The sequence below is a fragment of the Mycolicibacterium smegmatis genome, from assembly GCF_001457595.1.
GTDB classification, from domain to species: Bacteria; Actinomycetota; Actinomycetes; order Mycobacteriales; family Mycobacteriaceae; genus Mycobacterium; species Mycobacterium smegmatis.
On record NZ_LN831039.1, the window covers coordinates 4,203,443 to 4,221,458 of the forward strand.

Consider the following 18,016-nt stretch of genomic DNA (forward strand, 5'->3'; position numbering starts at 1 on the left):
AACTCGTTCGAGGATGAGCGCGAGGACGGGGATGACCCCAAGACCTACGACGACAAGGGCAACGAGCGGGGAAATCCTGTTGTCGCCGAGCTACCCAGCGCGACGCACTGGTCGTCGGTTACGCAGCCCCTCGGACAGCGCACGGGCGAGTGCCCTGGACGCGGTCTGCAGCGTGTTGCCGTAGCTGACACCACATTGCCGAGTGGCTTCCTCGTTCATCACCGCTCACAACGCAGTTCGCGCACCGGCAGGTCAATCAACATCGATACCGAGAAAGCGTGATTTCCCCGCTGCGACATAATCGCCTCCTGCTGACGTGCTGGCCTACCGGTGAGAACGTTGCGGCTCGAATCGACGTTCTGATGGGTTGACGGCTCCACGGAAAGGACGTGCCTAATGTCGGAGACACTGCCGAAGTCACCAAGGGTGAGCTTCTAGAGGTGCAGTACGGTGACTGTCCGGCCAGAGTGTCGCGACACCTATCTCAACGAGCTACTCACAGGCCAGGGCGCTTCCGGGTTGCCTGCTGCTCAAGGTGGGTGCATCTGCATCGCTGGTCAGAGAGCGCTGTCCATTCCGCCATCGACCGCTCGGATCACCGCAGCTTCATTGCTCGCAACTGGCGGCGGGACTTGATGGCCAGTTTGGCGTAGACGTTGCTCAAGTGCCACTCGACGGTGTGCGCACTGATGAATAACTGCGATCCGATCTCGGTGTTGGTCAGTCCGGCTGCCGCCAACTGGGCAACCTGCGTTTCCTGCGGGGTCAGCGCCGTCCCAGTGCGCTTGCGTTTGACGGTCTTCTCCCCCAGGGGAATCAGTTCACGGGCGGCTCGATCGGCGAAGGCGTTAACCCCAAATCCTTGCAACATTTCGTGAGCGAGGCGTAGGTGGTGGCGAGCATCGTTGCGGCGGTTCATCCGCCGGAGCCATTCTCCATAGAGCAGGTGGGCGCGTGCCAGCTGAACCTTTACTCGGCTGCGACCCAAGTGGCCGATCGCGTCGAGATAGAGAGGTTCCGCGGCGTCGTCAGCGGCCAGTAGCGCGGCACTGCGCGCAGCGATGCCCAGCCCCCACGGGGTAGATGCAGCACCAATTCGAAGCTTGAGTTTGTTGAGCGCGTCGGCGGCGAGGTCGTCGCGGCCCGCACGCACGGCGCATTCGACCAGCTCGCTGAGGTTCCAGCCGACAATCCCCAGATCGTCGTATTCGCAGGCGGGTTGCAACGCCTCCATGGCGACGTCGTATCGGCCCAAGCCGTTGTTGAGCACACCGTTGGCGTAGGCGGCGAGGGCGATCACTCGGCCCTCACCGCGCTGCAGACCATCGCGAAGAGCCGCCGCTGCCATCGCGGTCGTCTCGCCGTCGTTGCCGGCCCATGACGCCAACGTCAGCTTGTGGTACCGCAGCGGCGCATGCCCGATGGCCGAGGAAATGTCGTCCGCTTCGGCGATCAGCAGCCGGGCGCCGGCCAGGTCGCCGGCCATCACGAGTGCACCGGCTCGGCTGACCAACGCTGTGGGAAGGATCTGCAGCGCGGCTGTCTCGGTCGCGAGGTGCACAGCGACCTCCGAGAGTCGCTCCCACGCTTCGTCATCCCATGTCTCGTGAAGGGAAACCTCCAGGGCCAATGGAAAGGCCTCCCATTGCCAGCCGTGTTCGGTGACGGAGGCGACGGCTGTGCGAATTGCGGCGATCCCGCCCGCGATGTCAGGACTCACTCTGCGCGCCAATCCCCTGGCGAGCAGTCCTACCGGCCGGCGCCCGCGGCCATCGTCGCGGAGATGCAATATGGCGGAGGCCATTTGCTCCAGGGCGGTGGAATCAGCCAAGCGCCCGGCATATATCAGGCCACATATTGCCTCCAGATATGCTTGATCGGCTTCGGCGGGATCAAGTGGCCTCAGTCGAGCCGCCGCCTTGGACATCGTGGCGGCGTGGTCGGCCAGCGGGGGTCCCGACGGGTCGGTGCGACGGCGGTGAAACGCCAGTTGCGTCTCAAGATGCAGGCGCCGGGCCTCGTCGAGATCGTCGAGTGGTGACAGTGACGCGGCGGTCACCAACTCGGTGGCGGCATTGAAGTCTGCGGCGCGCCGTTTGGCGTGCGCTGCTTCCAGGGCGCGCTGCCCGCGCCGAACCGGATCCCTTGTCAACTCGAACGCCTGGGTGAGAAATGCTGCGGCGGCGGCGATGCCGCCGCGCTGGTGAGCGCGGGTAGCGGCCTGTTCCAGTTCGTCGGCCACCGACTCGTCGGGCCCTGTGGAGGCGAATGCGCGATGCCATGCGCGGCGGTCGGGATCTTCGGATGGGTCGATGCTCTTTGCAAGGGCCGCGTGCACCCGATGGCGTTGGTCGGCGTCTGCGTCGGCGTAGGCCACCGAGCGCACCAGCGGATGACCAAACCGCACACGGGTATCGATATTGATCAGTCGCGCCGACCGCAAGGAAGCCAACGCCGATGCCGCGATGCCGAGGGACTCGGCCGCGCGGGAAAGCAGCGCGGGATCACCGACCGGTTCAGCAGCAGCCAGCGTCAGCAACAGCCGGGCATCGTCCCCCAGAGTCAAGATGCGCTGCAGGTAACGAGCCTCGATACTTTCCTCCACCGGATATGCGTCCGGTCTGTGGTATCCGCCCGCCAGATCGGCGGGTCCCAGATCGCGCAGTATTTCCAACAATGCCAACGGATTGCCGCGCGTCTCGGCGACGATACGGTCTCGCACTCTCGGGTCGATACGCCCCAGAACCGCACCGTCGAGCAGTTCACGCGCGTCCGGCACCGATAGCCCTGATATCACAAGCTCTGGAAAGCCCCGCAGCTCAGTGATTTTCTCACGGCACGCGAAGACGATCATCACGCGTTCGGCCAACAGACGTCTTGCGACAAAACTCAGTGTTTGCGCTGACACCTGATCGAGCCACTGAGCGTCATCGACGACACATAACACCGGGCGGTCTTCCGATGCCGTGGCGATCAGGCCCAATACAGCCAGTCCGACCAGAAATCGATCTGGCGCGGGGCCCGAAGCCTGCCCGAACGCTGTGGCCAGCGCCTGCCGCTGCGGGACCGGTAGTTCCTCGACTGGCTCTCCCCACAGAACAGCGATGAGCCGATGCACACCGGCAAACGGCAGTTCCATATCGGACTCCACGCCTGCGGTGCGCAGCACTCTGAACTCAGATGCGACCGCGTCTGACAGGTGATCGATGAGCGCGGTCTTGCCGATGCCCGCCTCCCCGCGCAGCACGACCACCGCGCTGTGACCGGCACGGCTTGACGCCACGAGCTTGCTCAGGGCGGCCAACTCCGTGGTCCTGCCCCGCAACACGGTCTCACTCACCAGACGCCACGATCACACGGCATCACTGCGGGTAGCCGAACCAGATGACACCGCCACACCGCCAACCCTACGGTCGCCTGCGCCTTCGCGGGCTCGTACCGCACCTCGCACGCCGTCGAGTCAGCCGACACCGCCGCCGGAGGCCAGGGATCGGCCCCAGAACCCAGGGGGTTTCCGGGGGGCGCAGCGGCGTCCGAAATGGCAGCGTTGAACTGTGTCCACCGTCGAGCTCAAACCTCTCACCTCGGGGTTCGCCGCGACCCGCGCTGGGTCCGCCGACACCCTGCCGCCGCTGCCCTACCTTGAAGCGACGGCCGCGCCGACACCCCGATGGCCCAGCGTGCCGATACACCCCAGCAGGCGAGGCCGCAGCGTGCAGGGCCCGGACGGCGCAACCTCATGAACATCACCCCCACCACTACTACTCCGGCCACAGTTCGCGGAAACGGCCGTATCGCTCTGATCACAGGCGCCAGCCGCGGTATCGGCGCCGCCAGCGCGGCGTTGTTCGGCCAACGTGGCTATCGGGTCGCTGTCCATCACGAACACAACGCCATCGAAGCCCATCACGTAGCCGACGCCATCAACGATCACGGCGGCGACGCCCTTGTCGTGCAAGCTGATCTCACTCGCGCCGAAGATGTCGCCGAGATGACCGACGCGATCACCCACCACTGGGGTCCCGTTGAGGTGCTGATCATGACGGACGACGACCATACGAGCGCACTTCCTTCGCCGCTCTGAGCATCGATCGACTCGAACATGCTGTCGCTCAAGAACTTCGGGCAGCGTTCCTGGTCACCAAAGCAGTCATTCCTGCCATGATCGCTGGTGATTACGGCCGGCTCGTCTATCTGAGCGTCGCGCATTCCCGCCTCCCGCAAGACAAGCGGATCGTCGAAGGCACAGCGAAAGCCGCGCTCGATCAATTCGTCCGCTACCTCGCTCAAGAACTTGCCCCGCACGGGATCCCCGCCAACCTCGTCGCGCCGGGCAACGTCGCCGGTGTCGATGCAGGCCGCGAGGCGTGGACCGACGACGAACTCTGGGTCCTGGGAACGGCCAACACCCCGGCCCGGTTGGTACTGCCCGGTGATGTCGCCCGCACGGTCGAGTTCTTCGCCAGCGACGACTGTGTCATCACCACCGGTCACTATGCGCCAGTCAACGCAGGACTCGCCGTCCGGTGAACTCCACCCGCGCTGTCTTGCAACCAAAACCGGCGACTCACCGACTCGCCCATACGAAAGGTTCTCGACAACCATGATCGCATCGACGAAGAAGATCACCATCGTCGGAGCCACCGGCCTGATCGGACGGCAACTGACCCCGCTGCTTCGCGAAGCCGGACATGACGTAACCGAGGCCTCCCGCGCCTCTGGCACCGACCTCGTGACCGGCGAGGGCCTCGATGTCGCACTGACTGACGCCGACGTCGTGGTCGACGTGATCAACTCCGCGACCCCCGACGATTCTGCAGAGAAGTTCTTCAAGCAGACCTCGGCCAACCTGTCAGCCGCCGCGGCCCAGGCCGGCGTCGGCCACTACGTCGTACTGTCGATCGTCGGCGTCGACGCAATGGCGGCCAACGCCGGCTACATCCGCGGGAAGTTGGCCCAAGAGAGCGCCGCCGCCAAGTCAGGAATCCCCTGGACCGTCGTACGCGCCACTCAATTCCACGAACTGGCCGAACCGATCACCGAATCCTTGATAACCGGGGAGCAGGTACGCGCCCCCAAAGCACTCATCCAGACAATCGACTCCAAGGAAGTCACGGCGATCCTTGCCAGAATCGCGACCGGTTCGCCATTCAACGCGATCCACAATCTCGGCGGCCCACAGAAGATGACCTTCGCCGACATGGCCCGCGCCGTTCTGGTCCATCAGAGCCGTGAACTCGAAGTCATCGATGACCCTGCGGCGACGTACCAGGGCCTGCCGGTCGACAACACCACACTCGTCACCGACGACGAAGCAGAACTCGGCACCACTCGACTATCCGACTGGCTGGCGCTCCACTGACCGGGCACCCCACCTTCACCATCCCGCCGGGGTCGCCAGAAGCTCAACGCAAGCCGGCTTTCCCTTGCCGTTCGCAGATTGTCACTTCGACGGTGACCGACGAGTCACTACGGTGTCGAAAGACATACGGATGACAGTCCGCTTGAGAAAACAACACTCAATTTGAGAGTCGACAAGCTGCATCCTCCGATGTCAGTCGACTATCGGGCCCAATATGCCCTCTAAACCTGACGAATCCCAATTTCGTGTCACAAGTCGAACAACCGGTCTTTGATGGACCGCAACGCCGGGATTTTCGGCTTGAGCTTGCAGTGGAGGCTTGACAGCACCCGTGTAGACGCCCTTATGATCTGGACAACAGTTAATTGTTAACACTGGGGGTGGATGTGGCAGCCGGCGCTCTTCGGGCGGCTCAGCGTCTCAGGTTGAAGGACGACGTACTGGCGGTCTTGCGTGACGCCATCATCGCCGGCAAGTTCGCCCCCGGGGAGCGTCTGAACGAGAAAGACCTTGCCGAGCAGTTGGGCACCAGTCGGGGTCCCATTCGAGATTCGTTGGCCGCGTTGGCACATGAGGGTTTGGTGGTCCATGAACCGCACAAGGGCGCTCGTGTCCCACTGCTCGACAAGGCGGACATCGAGGACGTCTACACCTTGAGGGTGGCCTTGGAAACCCTGGCTGCTCGCACGGCCGTCGAACGTGCCCGGGCCGCTGACTTCGACGCACTCGACCATGCCCTATCCGACCTTGCAAAGGCCTTCGAGAAGGGAGATCGGCGAGGTATCACCGACGCGGATCTCCGATTTCACGATGCGTTTTATCAAGCGGCCCACCATGATCGACTCAGCGTGGCGTGGCGCACGGTGCGGTCGCAGGTGGCATTGTGCCTGTTCTCTCGCAACACGGTGTCGGCGACAAGTCGCGAGATCGTCGTCGACGAGCACGTGCACCTCCTCGACCTACTGCGAACCCGAAGCGAGTCAGCACTGGTCGACGCCGTTCGGGCGCACATCGAAACTGCTTATCAGCGCCTCGTGGCGTCATACGACTGACCCTCTCGCAGTCCCGTGGTAAGGCGCCCGACTCGATCGTGATCCCTTTATCGAAAGGTTGTTAACAATGAACCGTATGCAATCATCGCGGAAGGCCGGGTTGGCGAGCCTGGTCGGCACCACCATCGAGTGGTACGACTTCCAGATCTACGGGCTGAGTGCGGCAGTGGTGTTCAGCACTGTGTTCTTTCCCGAGGTCAGCACCCTTGCCGGCACGTTGGCATCGTTCGCGGTGTTCGCGCTGGGATTCCTCGCTCGCCCTCTGGGCGGAATCATCTTCGGCCACTTCGGTGACCGCGCAGGACGTAAGCAGATCCTTCTGATCACCCTGTTGTTGATGGGTATCAGTACCTTTGCGGTGGGCGTGATCCCGTCATACGAGACCATCGGGGCCTGGGCTCCCATACTCTTGGTGGCGATGCGGTTGCTGGGAGGGATCGCACTCGGCGGCGAGTGGGGCGGCGCTGTCCTGCTGAGTGTCGAACACGCACCACCGGGTAAGCGCGGATTCTACGGTGCGCTACCACAGGTCGGGTCACCCGCCGGTTTCCTCCTCGCCACCACGGTTTTCGCGATCGTCACCGCCGCCACCGGCGATGCGTTCGAAACGTGGGGTTGGCGAATCCCGTTCCTGCTCAGTGGAGTTCTCGTCGCAGTGGGTCTCTTCATCCGACTCGCGGTGCCGGAAACCCCGGTGTTCGCCGAGATACGCGAGAAGGTTCAGCACACTGCATCGGCGCCGTTGATCGAGGTACTGCGCAACCATCCGAAAACGGTGATGCTCGGCATCGGGGCATTCGCGGTCTCCAGTGGCGGGTATTACGTATACGCCACCTACATGGTGGCCTACGGCAAGAACGATCTCGGAATCTCGGCCACCACGATGCTCATCGGCGGCATCGTCTTCGCGTGCTGTGCGATCGTCGGTAACTTGACCTCGGCGTCGGTGTCCGACCGAATCGGTCGGCGACCCGTCTTCCTCACGATGGCGCTGTTCACGATTCTCTACGCGTTCCCCCTGTTCTGGCTGGTGGAGACCGAGGTGGCGGTACTCATCTGGATCGCCCAGGGGATCGGGGGGTTTGCCAACGGTTCGCTGTACGGGCTGATGGGATCGCTGAGCGCGGAAATGTTCGAGCCGCATATTCGGTACACCGGAGCCTCACTCGGACAACAGGTGTCGGCAGGACTGGTCGGTGGGACGACCCCGATGATCGTGACGGCGATGGTTGCCTCAGCGGGACATTCATGGCCCGCGCCGGCGTGGTTGGCGCTGCTGGCGGCGGTGAGTCTCCTGTGCGTCCTCGTGCTTCCTGAGACGTACAACAAGCCGATCGTCGCCGTCGAGAAGGGCGACGCGACATCGTCGGAAGCTGCCCGTACGTGAAGGCTTTGCCACACCAAACGAAACACACCCGTCAACAACACTATTGAGAGGTAATTCAGGTGGTCTTCATCCTTGATCCGAAACCCGACCTGCTGACGTTCGACTGTTATGGGACGCTCATCGACTGGGATTCCGCGTTGCGCGTATATATGGCCGATCTGCTCAGACGGAAGAACTTGTCTGTTGAGCCCGACCAGTTCTACCACCGGTGGTACTACAGCCACGCGTTGCGACTGCTGCAGGGCCCGTTCCTGATCTACCGTGAACTGCTCAAGCAGAGCATTCAGGCCGCGCTGCATGAGTACGGCGCCGACGTGGACCATTCAGACGGCGCCGATTGCGGCGACGCAATGGCGGAAGCCGAACCCTTTCCCGACACCGTCGACGTACTGCGTCAACTCGCGAAGACGTACCGCCTTGCGATCATCAGCAACAGCCAGGACGACATCGTCTGCCGCGCTGTCGACCGCATGCACAACCTGTTCAGCGTGGTCATCACGGCCGAGACAACCCGTGCCTACAAACCGGATTCGGCGTTGTTCGAACTCGTCCTGGAAAGGGCCGCAGTGCCGGTCGAACGAACGGTGCACATCGCGCAGTCACAGTACGTCGATCTCCCGCGCAGCGTCCCGATGGGTTTCCGCACGATTTGGATCAACCGAAACTCGCAAACCCTCAACGACGGCACGCCGGCGCCCGACGAGATCCTGCCCGATCTCCGGGGCCTGCCTGCGCTGCTGAACGCCTGACACCCGAACCACGTTCATCACACAAGGAGACCACATGCACTCGGCCAGTACAGAGGCCACGAATCCACTCGACGACCTGGACATCAGTTCCTCGCCGGGACAGGAAAAGTCGCTTGCCACCGCGACAGCGCGTCCAGTCGGCGATGGAACTGACTTCTCGCACGGTGACGTGGGCGCCTTCCTCCCGGCCCCGGGAGCATTCGATCTGTACCGAGAAGCCTTCGCCGACGGGCGACGCTACGCCTACTCGCCTTATCGCGGTCATGACGACGTGCGCGAACACGTCGCCCACCATGTCGGTGAGTTCACCGGGCGCCCAGTGGACCCATCACGCGAAATCATCGTCACACCCGGAACCCAAGGTGCGCTTTTCGTAGCACTGTCGTCGTTGGTGGAACCCGGCGATAAGGTGGCTGTCGTCGTTCCGGATTACTTCGCCAACAGCCGCATCGTCACCTATCTGAGAGCCCAGACCGTCCCCGTGACGCTGGATTATCAGGACCCGTCACGCGCCGCCGAGCTCGACCTCGTCAAGCTGGCCTACGCCTTCGCGTCCGGTTGCAAACTGCTCGTTCTGTCGAACCCCAACAATCCCACGGGCGTTGTCTACACCTCCGACCAGATTCACCAGATCGCGGCGCTGGCAGAAAGATACGGCGCATTCATCGTGGTGGATCAGTTGTACTCCCGGCTCGTGTACCCGGGCACTTCATTCACCCACCTTCGCACGACCGCAATTGCCGACGAACACTGTCTCACCCTGCTGGGCCCCTCGAAAACGGAGTCACTCAGCGGGTTTCGGGTGGGGGTGGCTGTCGGCGCGCCCCATGTCATCGACAGGATGGAAAAGTTGCAGGCGTTGGCATCATTGCGTGCCCCGGGGTACAGCCAGACGGTCCTCCGCTGCTGGTTCGCCGAACCGCCCGGCTGGCTCGAGCACCGCATCAAGGAGCATCAGAACATCCGTGACGACCTTCATGCACGGTTCGAGGCAACCAATGGCGTCTCGATCCGCCGCACCGAGGGCGGCAGCTATATATTCCCGCAACTACCGGCCTTGCGTGTGCCACCAGCCGAATTCCGGAACATACTGCGCTCCGACCACGGAATCACCGTCACCCCAGGCAGCGAGTTCGGCCCCGGTCACGACCGCAGTATCCGGTTGAACTTCTCCCAACAACGCGACAACGCGCTGGCGGCGGCATCGGTCATCTGCGATCTGGCAACGGAATTGTCGGAATGAATGAAACAAGGACGAGTCCAGTGCCGCAGGGTGACTACCGGTCTGCCGTTCGACATGAAACGGTGATCTACACGGCCGGGATGACACCGCGGGACAACGGCGAATTGATCGACATCGGTGTCGTCGGTGCCAACATCGACGTCGACCGGGCTCGCAGCGCGGCGCGACATGCTGCCACGAACGCTGCCTTCGCCGCAGAATCGGGCCTCTTGCCAGGTGAGGCGATCGCCCAGGTGCTCCGAATGACCGTATTCGTCGCGTCGGTCCCCACCTTCACCGAGCACTCGCGTGTCGCCGACGCGGCGTCTGAGGTGCTTCGAGGACGCTACGGCGACGAAGCGCTGGGGGCACGCACGGCGGTCGGGGTCGCCTGTCTTCCCGGAGGCGCGCCGGTCGAGATCGAACTCACCGTTGGGATCGGCGTGGCGGATCGGCGCGCATCGACCTGATGAGTCAGTCCACGAGATCCATCGAGCAGACTTTGGCAAGGGCCTCTGCGAACCGTTTCAACGCCTGGACCACCATCGATCATGAGGCTGTGGCGCGGTACGAGAGAGCGCGGGGCGCGAGCGCTGAACGGGCGCGCATCCTTGAGGGAATACCTTGCGGCGTCAAGGACAACATCGACGTCGCGGGATTGCCCACGGCGGATGGATCGGCCTATCCGGCGGTGGTGCCGACGCGCGATGCTCAAGTGGTCCTTGCTCTGCGCGCAGCCGGGGCAGTCATCGTCGGCAAGAACGCGATGCATGAAATCGCCTACGGGGCCACCGGAATGGTATCGGCCACTGCGCCGGTGGTGAACCCGCGCAGTGCCGAGCATATGCCGGGCGGGTCTAGTAGTGGATCTGCCGCCGCAGTAGCGGCGGGCGATGTGCCCTTCGCTATCGGGACCGACACCGGAGGATCCGTCCGGGTACCCGCGGCGTTGTGCGGCGTCGTCGGACTACGACCCACGACTGGCCGGCTGCAATCCTCCGGGGTCCAGCCGTTGTCGCCGACGCTCGACACCGTCGGAGTCCTCGCTGCGTCCGTGGGCATCGCTCGCGCCGTCTGGCATGCCATCAGCGGTACGCCATACAGATCGCCGGAGACCGACGATGCTGCCCTCACGATCGGTGTGGTCGCTGACGATTACTTTGTTCCCGAGAGTACGGCCATCACTGAGGCAGTGAGCAATGCGTCCGCTTCGCTTGAACAGCACGGCGCCAAAGTCAGGCCCGTTCGGCTGGGCTGGCCTGAGGCTGCGGTCCCCGTCTACGCGCATATCGTCGGGTGCGAGGCAGCGTTGACCCACCGGAAGCGGTTGTCCGAAAATCCGCCCTTGTTCCAATCCGAGACTCGCCGCCGATTGGCGGCAGGAGCGCGAACAACCCCTCATATGTACGTTGAGGCCCTTCGGCACCGGGCTCGGATCGCTTATGACCTGCTCCGTGTGTTCGACCATTGCGATGTGTTGATCAGCCCCACCACTGCGATCCTCGGACCCCGTCGTGATCGGAAAACCGCAGAAGTGGGAGGGCAGTCTGTCGATGTGGGTCGGGCGCTCGTCGCGTACACCACGCCGTGGAGTCTGACAGGTGCTCCGGCCCTGGCTGTTCCAGTCGGGGCCGATCAGCACGGCCGACCCTTGTCGGTCCAACTCGTCGGTAAGCCCGGTTGTGAAACCCGCGTACTCGAGGCGGGGTCCATCGTCGAGGCACAACACAGATCCGCCGCGGGATTGCGGTAGCACGAGCGACAACCATCGAACTGCTGCCCGCGGGTCGGTTCCCTGCCGGGATGGCTGTTTCGTCGTCTGCAGTTTCTCACACAGCTTCTCAACAAACCGGTGGGTAAACGCACGGTGTCGGAAGCAGGCTTGGATACCGAAAAGAATGTCGGCCTGCTGCGACAGCGATAAGGCGATCCGCGCCCTGACGAAGTTCAACGAGGCGGCAGCGCAGGCGAGGTCGGATTGTGTTCGTAGGATCCGCCTCTACGTTTGGATCAGACACCCCGAAAGCTCAGGGCTGACAGTCAGATGTGCAGAAGGTTCTGGGCATTCCGATGTGCGATGGATGCGCGTTGATCCTCGCTCAATTCTGCCGATTCGAGAAACTCCGACACACTCTCACTTTCGACGTAGGGGTAATCCTCAGAGTAGATGATCCGCTCGTGGCCGAGTTCGGCGAGGATGAACTTCAACCGATTCTGGTTGAACATGCCCGACGGCGTAATCCACACATGGTCGCGATAGTACTGGCTGATAGGACGGTCGAGGTGGTGGCACCAAGCGAATACCTCATCGAGCCGATCGAGCCAACCCGCGACAAATTCGCCCCAATGACCGCTCAGCATTTTCAGATTCGGATGGCGATCAAGCGCACCGGATAGAATCATCCGAATCGTGTGGATCCCTGCCTCGGCATGCCAACCGAAGCCGGGACCCGCGAACACCCATTGCACTGCGCCGGGCCAGTTGCCCGCGTAGTAGGCGTTGGACACCGACGCAGGCGGTAGTCCCGGATGAAGGTATATGGGTCGGTCAACTTCTTCAGCTGCAGACAGCACCGGCTCGTATCGATCGTCATCAAGGAACGTTCCAGCACACGTACCCATCACTAGCGTGCCCACAAAGCCCAATTCATTCACGCAACGCCTCATTTCGTCAGCAGCTGCGTGTGGATCATGCAAGGGGATGGTCGCAAACCCGCGAAATCGCGTAGGATGCTCTGAAATATCTTGTGCTAGCGCATCGTTCGCAGTGCGACATAGTTCAGTCGCCTCATGGTGGTTCAGGCTGCCGGGATTGTTCGCACCATGTGACACCACCTGAACGTCGATGCCGACTCGGTCCATATGCGTCAAACGCCTTCCACCCAACCGCTCCGAGGAGTCGCGATCTGGCATGAAGTGCTGTAAAAGAGCTTCATAACTATCGTCCATCGCGATCGGCGGTGGGCCTCCAAGCTGTTGTACTCGCGCCATCGCGCCAGGGTGATGAAAGTGTTCTTCGACAGTGATGATCTTCATCAGTTTCCTAAGTACTCGATGTGCCGGCCCTGGGGGCCGGCACCGGTCGTTCGTCCTAATGCGCCGCAACTGCATATCTTGTCGACCCGGATCGACAAGAGAAATGGCCGAGAGCGCGGTGTCTGGCCGGCTCTTGCCTAGCCCCTGCCTTCAACTGGGTTGCAACCGTCGAAATGTTCACCATCGTTGGGCAGGCCAAGTGGTCGAGGTGTGCTTACATCGCAACGATGAATAGCAGATGACGATGTTGTTGCGACGCCTCGGCAGCGATGCTCGGGCTGATCGTCTCGAGCTGCCTCCCCGGGTAGAGTCATTCGCACTCTTGCCTTTTCGAATTGTGTTCGCTCGATACATGTTCAACTCGTAAGGCCCATCAAGACTATCCGTAATACGAACGGAGCCATTCAGATTCACGAGAAGTCGAGGACGATGCGCCCGCGCAGACCGCCGGCCTCGAGCATGCGGTGTGCCTTCGGGGCCTGCTCGGCGGGCAGTACGTCGGCCACGCGAAGTGTCAGCACGCCCATCTCAGCCTGACGGCTCAACGTCGTGAGCCCCTCGGTATCGGTGATGCGATCAGGCACCATCACCGGAACCACCCGGACACCACGCTCCCCCGGCCCCTCCCACCCGCGCAACTCGACCAGCATGCCACCATCAGCGATCGCACCGAGCACCTCACCCTGCTGATCAGAGCCATCAACCAGGCCCGGCACCCCACCCGGAACCAACCCACGGATCCGCGCCGCGACCTCGGCACCACGCTCGACAACGTGATCAGCGCCGAAACCGCGGACCAGCTCCACATCACGCTCGACCGCATCGGCAATCACCCGCAACCCATCAGCCTTCGCCAACTCGACCGCAAAGCCACCGACCGCACCCGCCGCACCAGTCACCGCCACCGTCTCCCCCGCACGCAGCCCCAGCGTATCCAGCGCCAGACGCGCGGTCATCGCATTCATCAGCAGAGTCGACGCCGCAGCGAAATCAGCGTTCGCCGGCGCGGGCACCACCGAGGCCGCGGGCACCACAACCTGCTCGGCATACGCCCCACCGTGTTCACCGACGAACATCACCATCGCGATCACCCGCTGCCCCACATGAAGGCGACCATCACAGCCCGGCCCGATCTGATCGATGACACCCGCAGCGTCCATCCCGGGCACAAACGGCGGACGCCGGCCCGCCATACGCACAGCATGACCACCGGTCCGCAACAAGACATCGGTCGGACTCACCGCCGCGGCATACACCCGGATACGCACCTCCCCCGGGCCCGCCTGCGGCTCAGGCAAGTCGATCACCTCAAGTGCGTCCGGACCACCGAATTCATATACACCAACGGCTTTCACGCCTTTGAACAACCCGAGGCGCCAGCTCATTATTCCTCGCAGGCTGTTGCGGATCATTCGGTCCAGAAATCACAGCTGCAGTGCCACAGCCGGATTGACGTCAGCCGATCACGTAAGGGTCGCCTCGGCGGCGATCGCACGAGAAGTTCTCACGACGGCCTACTACCGGAACCGCGATACCCGCCGTGTACTGCTTACTGATCTCCAGTGGTTCCAGGTGGACACCGGTCTCGTTTCATCCCGACGAGACAGCGGTCACCACATGTGTTTACGTTCCCTGGGCATGTGTTGTGCGGCAGTGACTGGCCCTTCGCCGCGCCGTATGTCTGCGCTTACGGCGACAGTCACCACTGCAGTTTCTCGAATTGCCAAAGCATGGGTCTGAGCGGCGGCGCCCGGAGATGCCCCGCAGCGACGAGGACTTCACGATCCGACAGCGCCTTGCACGATGGTCACTGCGTCCGGATGGGCAAAGGAGCGTGTATCCCCAGCGCAACTGAGCACATCGGGCGGAACGCAGTCGCGAATCATCAATTAATACAGCTCAATTGGTGTCGATTTCAACATGGGGCGTGCGACCTTCCTGGGTGCTACGGAAGCGAGCCCCTATCTCTCTCGCGCGCCGAGGTGTCTCTCCCGAAGTTCGCGTTTGAGGACCTTGCCTGCACCGGAAAGTGGCAGTGCATTCACGAACTCGATACTGCGGGGACACTTGTAGCCGGCGATGAGTCGCTTGGCGTGTTCGCGGATTTGGCAAGCCGCGAGCTCGGCGCCGGGTTGCAACACGACGACCGCGTGCACCCGTTCTCCCCAGTCGGCATCCGGGACGCCGATCACCGCGCAGGCGGCGACCGAAGGGTGCTGGACGACGGCGTTCTCGACTTCGGCGGAGTACACGTTCTCTCCACCGGTGATGATCATGTCCTTGATCCGGTCGACCACATAGATGTAGCCGTCGTCGTCCATGTAGGCAGCGTCCCCCGTATGCATCCAGCCGTCGCGGATCGCGGCGGCTGTCTCCTGGGGCTTGTTCCAGTAGCCGAGCATCACGTTGCCGCCCCGCACCGCGACCTCCCCGACGGTTCGCCGCGGGACCTCGTTTCCGTCAGGATCTACGATGCGCACTTCTGCGGAGGGAGCCGCCCGCCCGGCAGAGCGCAGCAGTCGCGGCTTCTGATGGTCGTCCGGGCTGAGCAATGTGGCCAGGGGTGACAGTTCCGTCATGCCGTACCCCTGAACGAACTCAGCGTTCGGAAAGACCTTCATAGCGCGCTCCAGCAACGCCTGCGGAATTGCTGAAGCGGCGTAGAACAACGCGCGAAAGCTAGTCAGGTCATATCTATTGATGTCCGGATGGTCGATCAGCTTCTGGATCATCGTCGGCACCAGCAATGCATCGGTCACTTGGTGCTGCGCGATGGCCTGCATCACCGTGACCGGTTCGAACGACGGGATGAAAACGTGACGGCCCCCTTGGAGCAGTCCCGCGCTCCAGGACATGAGGTCGGCGAGGTGAAACATCGGCGCCGCGTGGAGGCAGATGCCGCCGGGCCTGAAGGCGAAACCAGGAGTGAGAAGGCCGTAGGTCGAGGTGAGCAGGTTGGCGTGGGACAGCATGACGCCCTTCGGAAATCCGGTGGTGCCTCCCGTGTAGAACAACCCCGCCAGTTCGTCTCCGCCCCGCCGAGCGTCGTCGACCGGGTCACTTTTGTCGATCAGTTCTTCGTACGCCAAGGTGCCTGCAGGAGGCGACGCCTCGCCCGCATAGATCACAGTACTCAGCTCGGCCCACGCGTCCTTGATCGCCGGCAGCATGCGCGCGAAGGAGTCGTCGACGAACATTACCTTTGTGCCGGAGTCCTCCAGCGAGTACGCGATTTCAGCTGGGGTCCAACGGATGTTCACCGGGTTCAACACACCGTTCGCCCACGGCACCGCGAGCAGGTATTCGTGGTATCGGTCCGAGTTCTGCGCGAGCATGGCCACCCGGTCGCCGGCGCGCACACCGAGCGCGCGAAGCGCGCCCGCCAACCTCGCCACGCGATCGGCCACTTCGAGGAAGGTGCGCCTTCTTTCGCCGAAGACTGTCATCGTCGCGCCAGGCGTCTGCTGCACCGCCCGGTGCAATCCCTGCGTCAGGTACATCGTCATGCCCTCATCTGTCGGAATTGGTTTTCGATACTGCTGGGCGGCAGAAGCACCGAACGGCGTGGGCTGAATGGGACGACGCCACTCAGGAGAGGCCCCGACGTCAGATCGCCATGGGCCTTCCGGAAGGCTTGACCGCCAGCCTCTTCAGTCCGTCCTCGATCTCGTCGCCGAACGTGCTCCGCATGATCCTTCCGAGTTCCGGATGCATGATCTTGTTGCCCTCGCTGATGTTCTGCTCGGCACGCGCGGCTCCGTCGCCCAGCACGTTCTCCAGCCAGGACATCGTCACGGCGGCGCCCTGCGAGATGCCACCCATCTGGCAGTGCGTCGAGCCGCCCTCTTCGTTGGTGAAGACGTAGGTTTCGCAGTAGCTTGGGGTGTCCGCGAAGAAGTCGAGCATTCGATTGGCCCACTTTCCGATACTGCTGCCGTGCTCGAACTTGGCCAACTCCGACTCGCCGAAGATACTCAGGAATGGCCGGTCGAACCGTTCGACGTGATCGAACAGCGTGTAGTCCCGCCAGATATCGAGGAAGCCGGACGGTCGGTCGAACCCGAGTGCCCACTGTCCATGGTCGAAGGTCCACGCAGCCCCGGGGTTGGTTTCACTTGCCTCGGCGAACGCTGCGTCGAATGCGTCACCGCGCAGCCCGGCCAGTGAGGGCGGCCAGAGGCCGGTCCAGGGCTCAAGGACGGACGGCAGGAAGGAATTCGCGATGCACGCCTTGATGCGGCTGTCGAACGCGAACGCGCGTGGGGCAAGGTAACCACCGAGGGAAAAACCCACGAGCGCGACTCGCTCCGGGTCGACCTCCGAGAATGAACAGGCAAAGTCCACAGCGGCCGAGACCGGCCTTTCGTAGTCCGGATACATCGTGAGTCCTGGGTTGTCGTACAACGCCCCCCACTGTCCTGGTCCCTCGAAGACCAGGCAGTTCCAACCGTGGTTCTGTGCCTCCAACCCGATCCAAGCCACGACCTCCTCGGCGGTGGAGTCGAACCCACCGATGGCGATCAGGGTCGGCCGGTTCTCGGCTCCCGCGGAGAAGAAGTAGCCAGGCAACACCGCATCTCCGAACGGGATGCCCACGGTGCGCACCGGTGCAGACCGGAGTTCCATCGCGCGACGGAAACAATCCCGACTGATCCGCCAGTATTCCTCGCGCCGGGGATCGGATTCCACGGCATAGAAGATCGAGGAACGGTAGAAGTTGCTGGCCCGCATGAACGCTCGTGAAGCGCTGGCAGCGATCCCGTTTTCGGCATATGCGACCGCGCGCTCGTGGATCCGTTTGGCGGCGTCGCTGAAATTGGTCAGCCAGCTCTCGATGTCGCCATCCTTGATCCGGTAAGCGACGCCGAGGGTTTCGCCCATCTCGGCCACCGGTGAACTGATCGTCCTGAAGAACTCGTAGTTGAACCCACCTATGCGGTCATCCCTGAAATCGATCTCCACCCGCTGTCCTTTCTGTTGATGACCCTGCACCCAGTCGCGAGCCGAAATCGAACCCGAACAGGTTCACCGCTCGTCCGAAGTCGTACTTGGATGAGGTTGACCTTCGCCTGCGAATCACAAAGCTCCAGTTCGCTGATCGGATAGTCGGAACGAGGACGCCGTATCTGGCGCCGATGCCAGGCCGACGATCGGTTATCCCGTCATCGGCTGAAGGCCGAGAACGCCAGCGTATTGAGCGCTTCAGAA

At 62.8% G+C, this 18,016-nt stretch carries 14 protein-coding genes; 9 read left to right on the forward strand and 5 right to left on the reverse strand.

Going from position 1 to position 18,016, the window contains the following annotated elements:
* Positions 1-595: 595 nt before the first annotated feature.
* Complete coding sequence (locus tag AT701_RS20230; RefSeq protein ID WP_014877916.1) at positions 596-3,340, reverse strand: helix-turn-helix transcriptional regulator; 2,745 nt, start codon at positions 3,338-3,340, stop codon at positions 596-598.
* A gap of 399 nt (positions 3,341-3,739) precedes the next feature.
* Here AT701_RS20230 and AT701_RS35950 point away from each other — a divergent pair, with 399 nt between their 5' ends.
* The 9 genes from AT701_RS35950 to AT701_RS20270 all read left to right on the forward strand — a co-directional run bounded on the left by AT701_RS35950 (position 3,740) and on the right by AT701_RS20270 (position 11,525).
* Entirely contained in the window at positions 3,740-4,084 is a 345-nt protein-coding gene (locus AT701_RS35950) for an SDR family NAD(P)-dependent oxidoreductase (protein WP_268875502.1), read from the forward strand.
* Positions 4,085-4,086: 2 nt separating this feature from the next.
* The gene (locus AT701_RS35955; RefSeq protein WP_268875518.1) at positions 4,087-4,530 is read left to right on the forward strand and encodes an SDR family NAD(P)-dependent oxidoreductase; all 444 of its coding nucleotides are present in this window, start codon (positions 4,087-4,089) and stop codon (positions 4,528-4,530) included.
* A 73-nt stretch (positions 4,531-4,603) separates the two neighbouring features.
* Positions 4,604-5,362: an SDR family oxidoreductase gene (locus tag AT701_RS20240; RefSeq protein WP_003895480.1), complete on the forward strand. Its 759-nt coding sequence runs from the start codon at positions 4,604-4,606 to the stop codon at positions 5,360-5,362.
* A gap of 425 nt (positions 5,363-5,787) precedes the next feature.
* Complete coding sequence (locus AT701_RS20245) at positions 5,788-6,414, forward strand: GntR family transcriptional regulator (protein ID WP_011729516.1); 627 nt, start codon at positions 5,788-5,790, stop codon at positions 6,412-6,414.
* Positions 6,415-6,490: 76 nt separating this feature from the next.
* The gene (locus AT701_RS20250) at positions 6,491-7,801 is read left to right on the forward strand and encodes an MFS transporter (RefSeq protein WP_014877918.1); all 1,311 of its coding nucleotides are present in this window, start codon (positions 6,491-6,493) and stop codon (positions 7,799-7,801) included.
* A 59-nt stretch (positions 7,802-7,860) separates the two neighbouring features.
* Complete coding sequence (locus AT701_RS20255; protein ID WP_011729517.1) at positions 7,861-8,550, forward strand: HAD family hydrolase; 690 nt, start codon at positions 7,861-7,863, stop codon at positions 8,548-8,550.
* Between the two features lie 34 nt (positions 8,551-8,584).
* Entirely contained in the window at positions 8,585-9,793 is a 1,209-nt protein-coding gene (locus AT701_RS20260; protein ID WP_029104115.1) for a pyridoxal phosphate-dependent aminotransferase, read from the forward strand.
* Positions 9,794-9,813: 20 nt separating this feature from the next.
* Positions 9,814-10,242: a RidA family protein gene (locus tag AT701_RS20265; protein ID WP_003895485.1), complete on the forward strand. Its 429-nt coding sequence runs from the start codon at positions 9,814-9,816 to the stop codon at positions 10,240-10,242.
* Positions 10,242-11,525, forward strand: coding sequence for an amidase (locus AT701_RS20270; protein WP_058126473.1), 1,284 nt, complete (start codon positions 10,242-10,244; stop codon positions 11,523-11,525). The genes AT701_RS20265 and AT701_RS20270 overlap by 1 nt, the downstream gene beginning before the upstream one ends.
* A 287-nt stretch (positions 11,526-11,812) precedes the next feature.
* Here AT701_RS20270 and AT701_RS20275 read toward each other — a convergent pair whose 3' ends face one another.
* From AT701_RS20275 to AT701_RS20290, 4 genes are all read right to left on the reverse strand, one after another.
* Entirely contained in the window at positions 11,813-12,808 is a 996-nt protein-coding gene (locus tag AT701_RS20275; RefSeq protein ID WP_014877922.1) for an amidohydrolase family protein, read from the reverse strand.
* A gap of 410 nt (positions 12,809-13,218) precedes the next feature.
* The gene (locus AT701_RS20280) at positions 13,219-14,163 is read right to left on the reverse strand and encodes an NADP-dependent oxidoreductase (RefSeq protein WP_058127679.1); all 945 of its coding nucleotides are present in this window, start codon (positions 14,161-14,163) and stop codon (positions 13,219-13,221) included.
* A gap of 606 nt (positions 14,164-14,769) precedes the next feature.
* Positions 14,770-16,314, reverse strand: a complete 1,545-nt coding sequence (locus AT701_RS20285; RefSeq protein WP_328586930.1) for an acyl-CoA synthetase — start codon at positions 16,312-16,314, stop codon at positions 14,770-14,772.
* A 100-nt stretch (positions 16,315-16,414) separates the two neighbouring features.
* The gene (locus tag AT701_RS20290) at positions 16,415-17,689 is read right to left on the reverse strand and encodes an alpha/beta hydrolase family protein (protein WP_233032130.1); all 1,275 of its coding nucleotides are present in this window, start codon (positions 17,687-17,689) and stop codon (positions 16,415-16,417) included.
* Between the last annotated feature and the right edge of the window lie 327 nt (positions 17,690-18,016).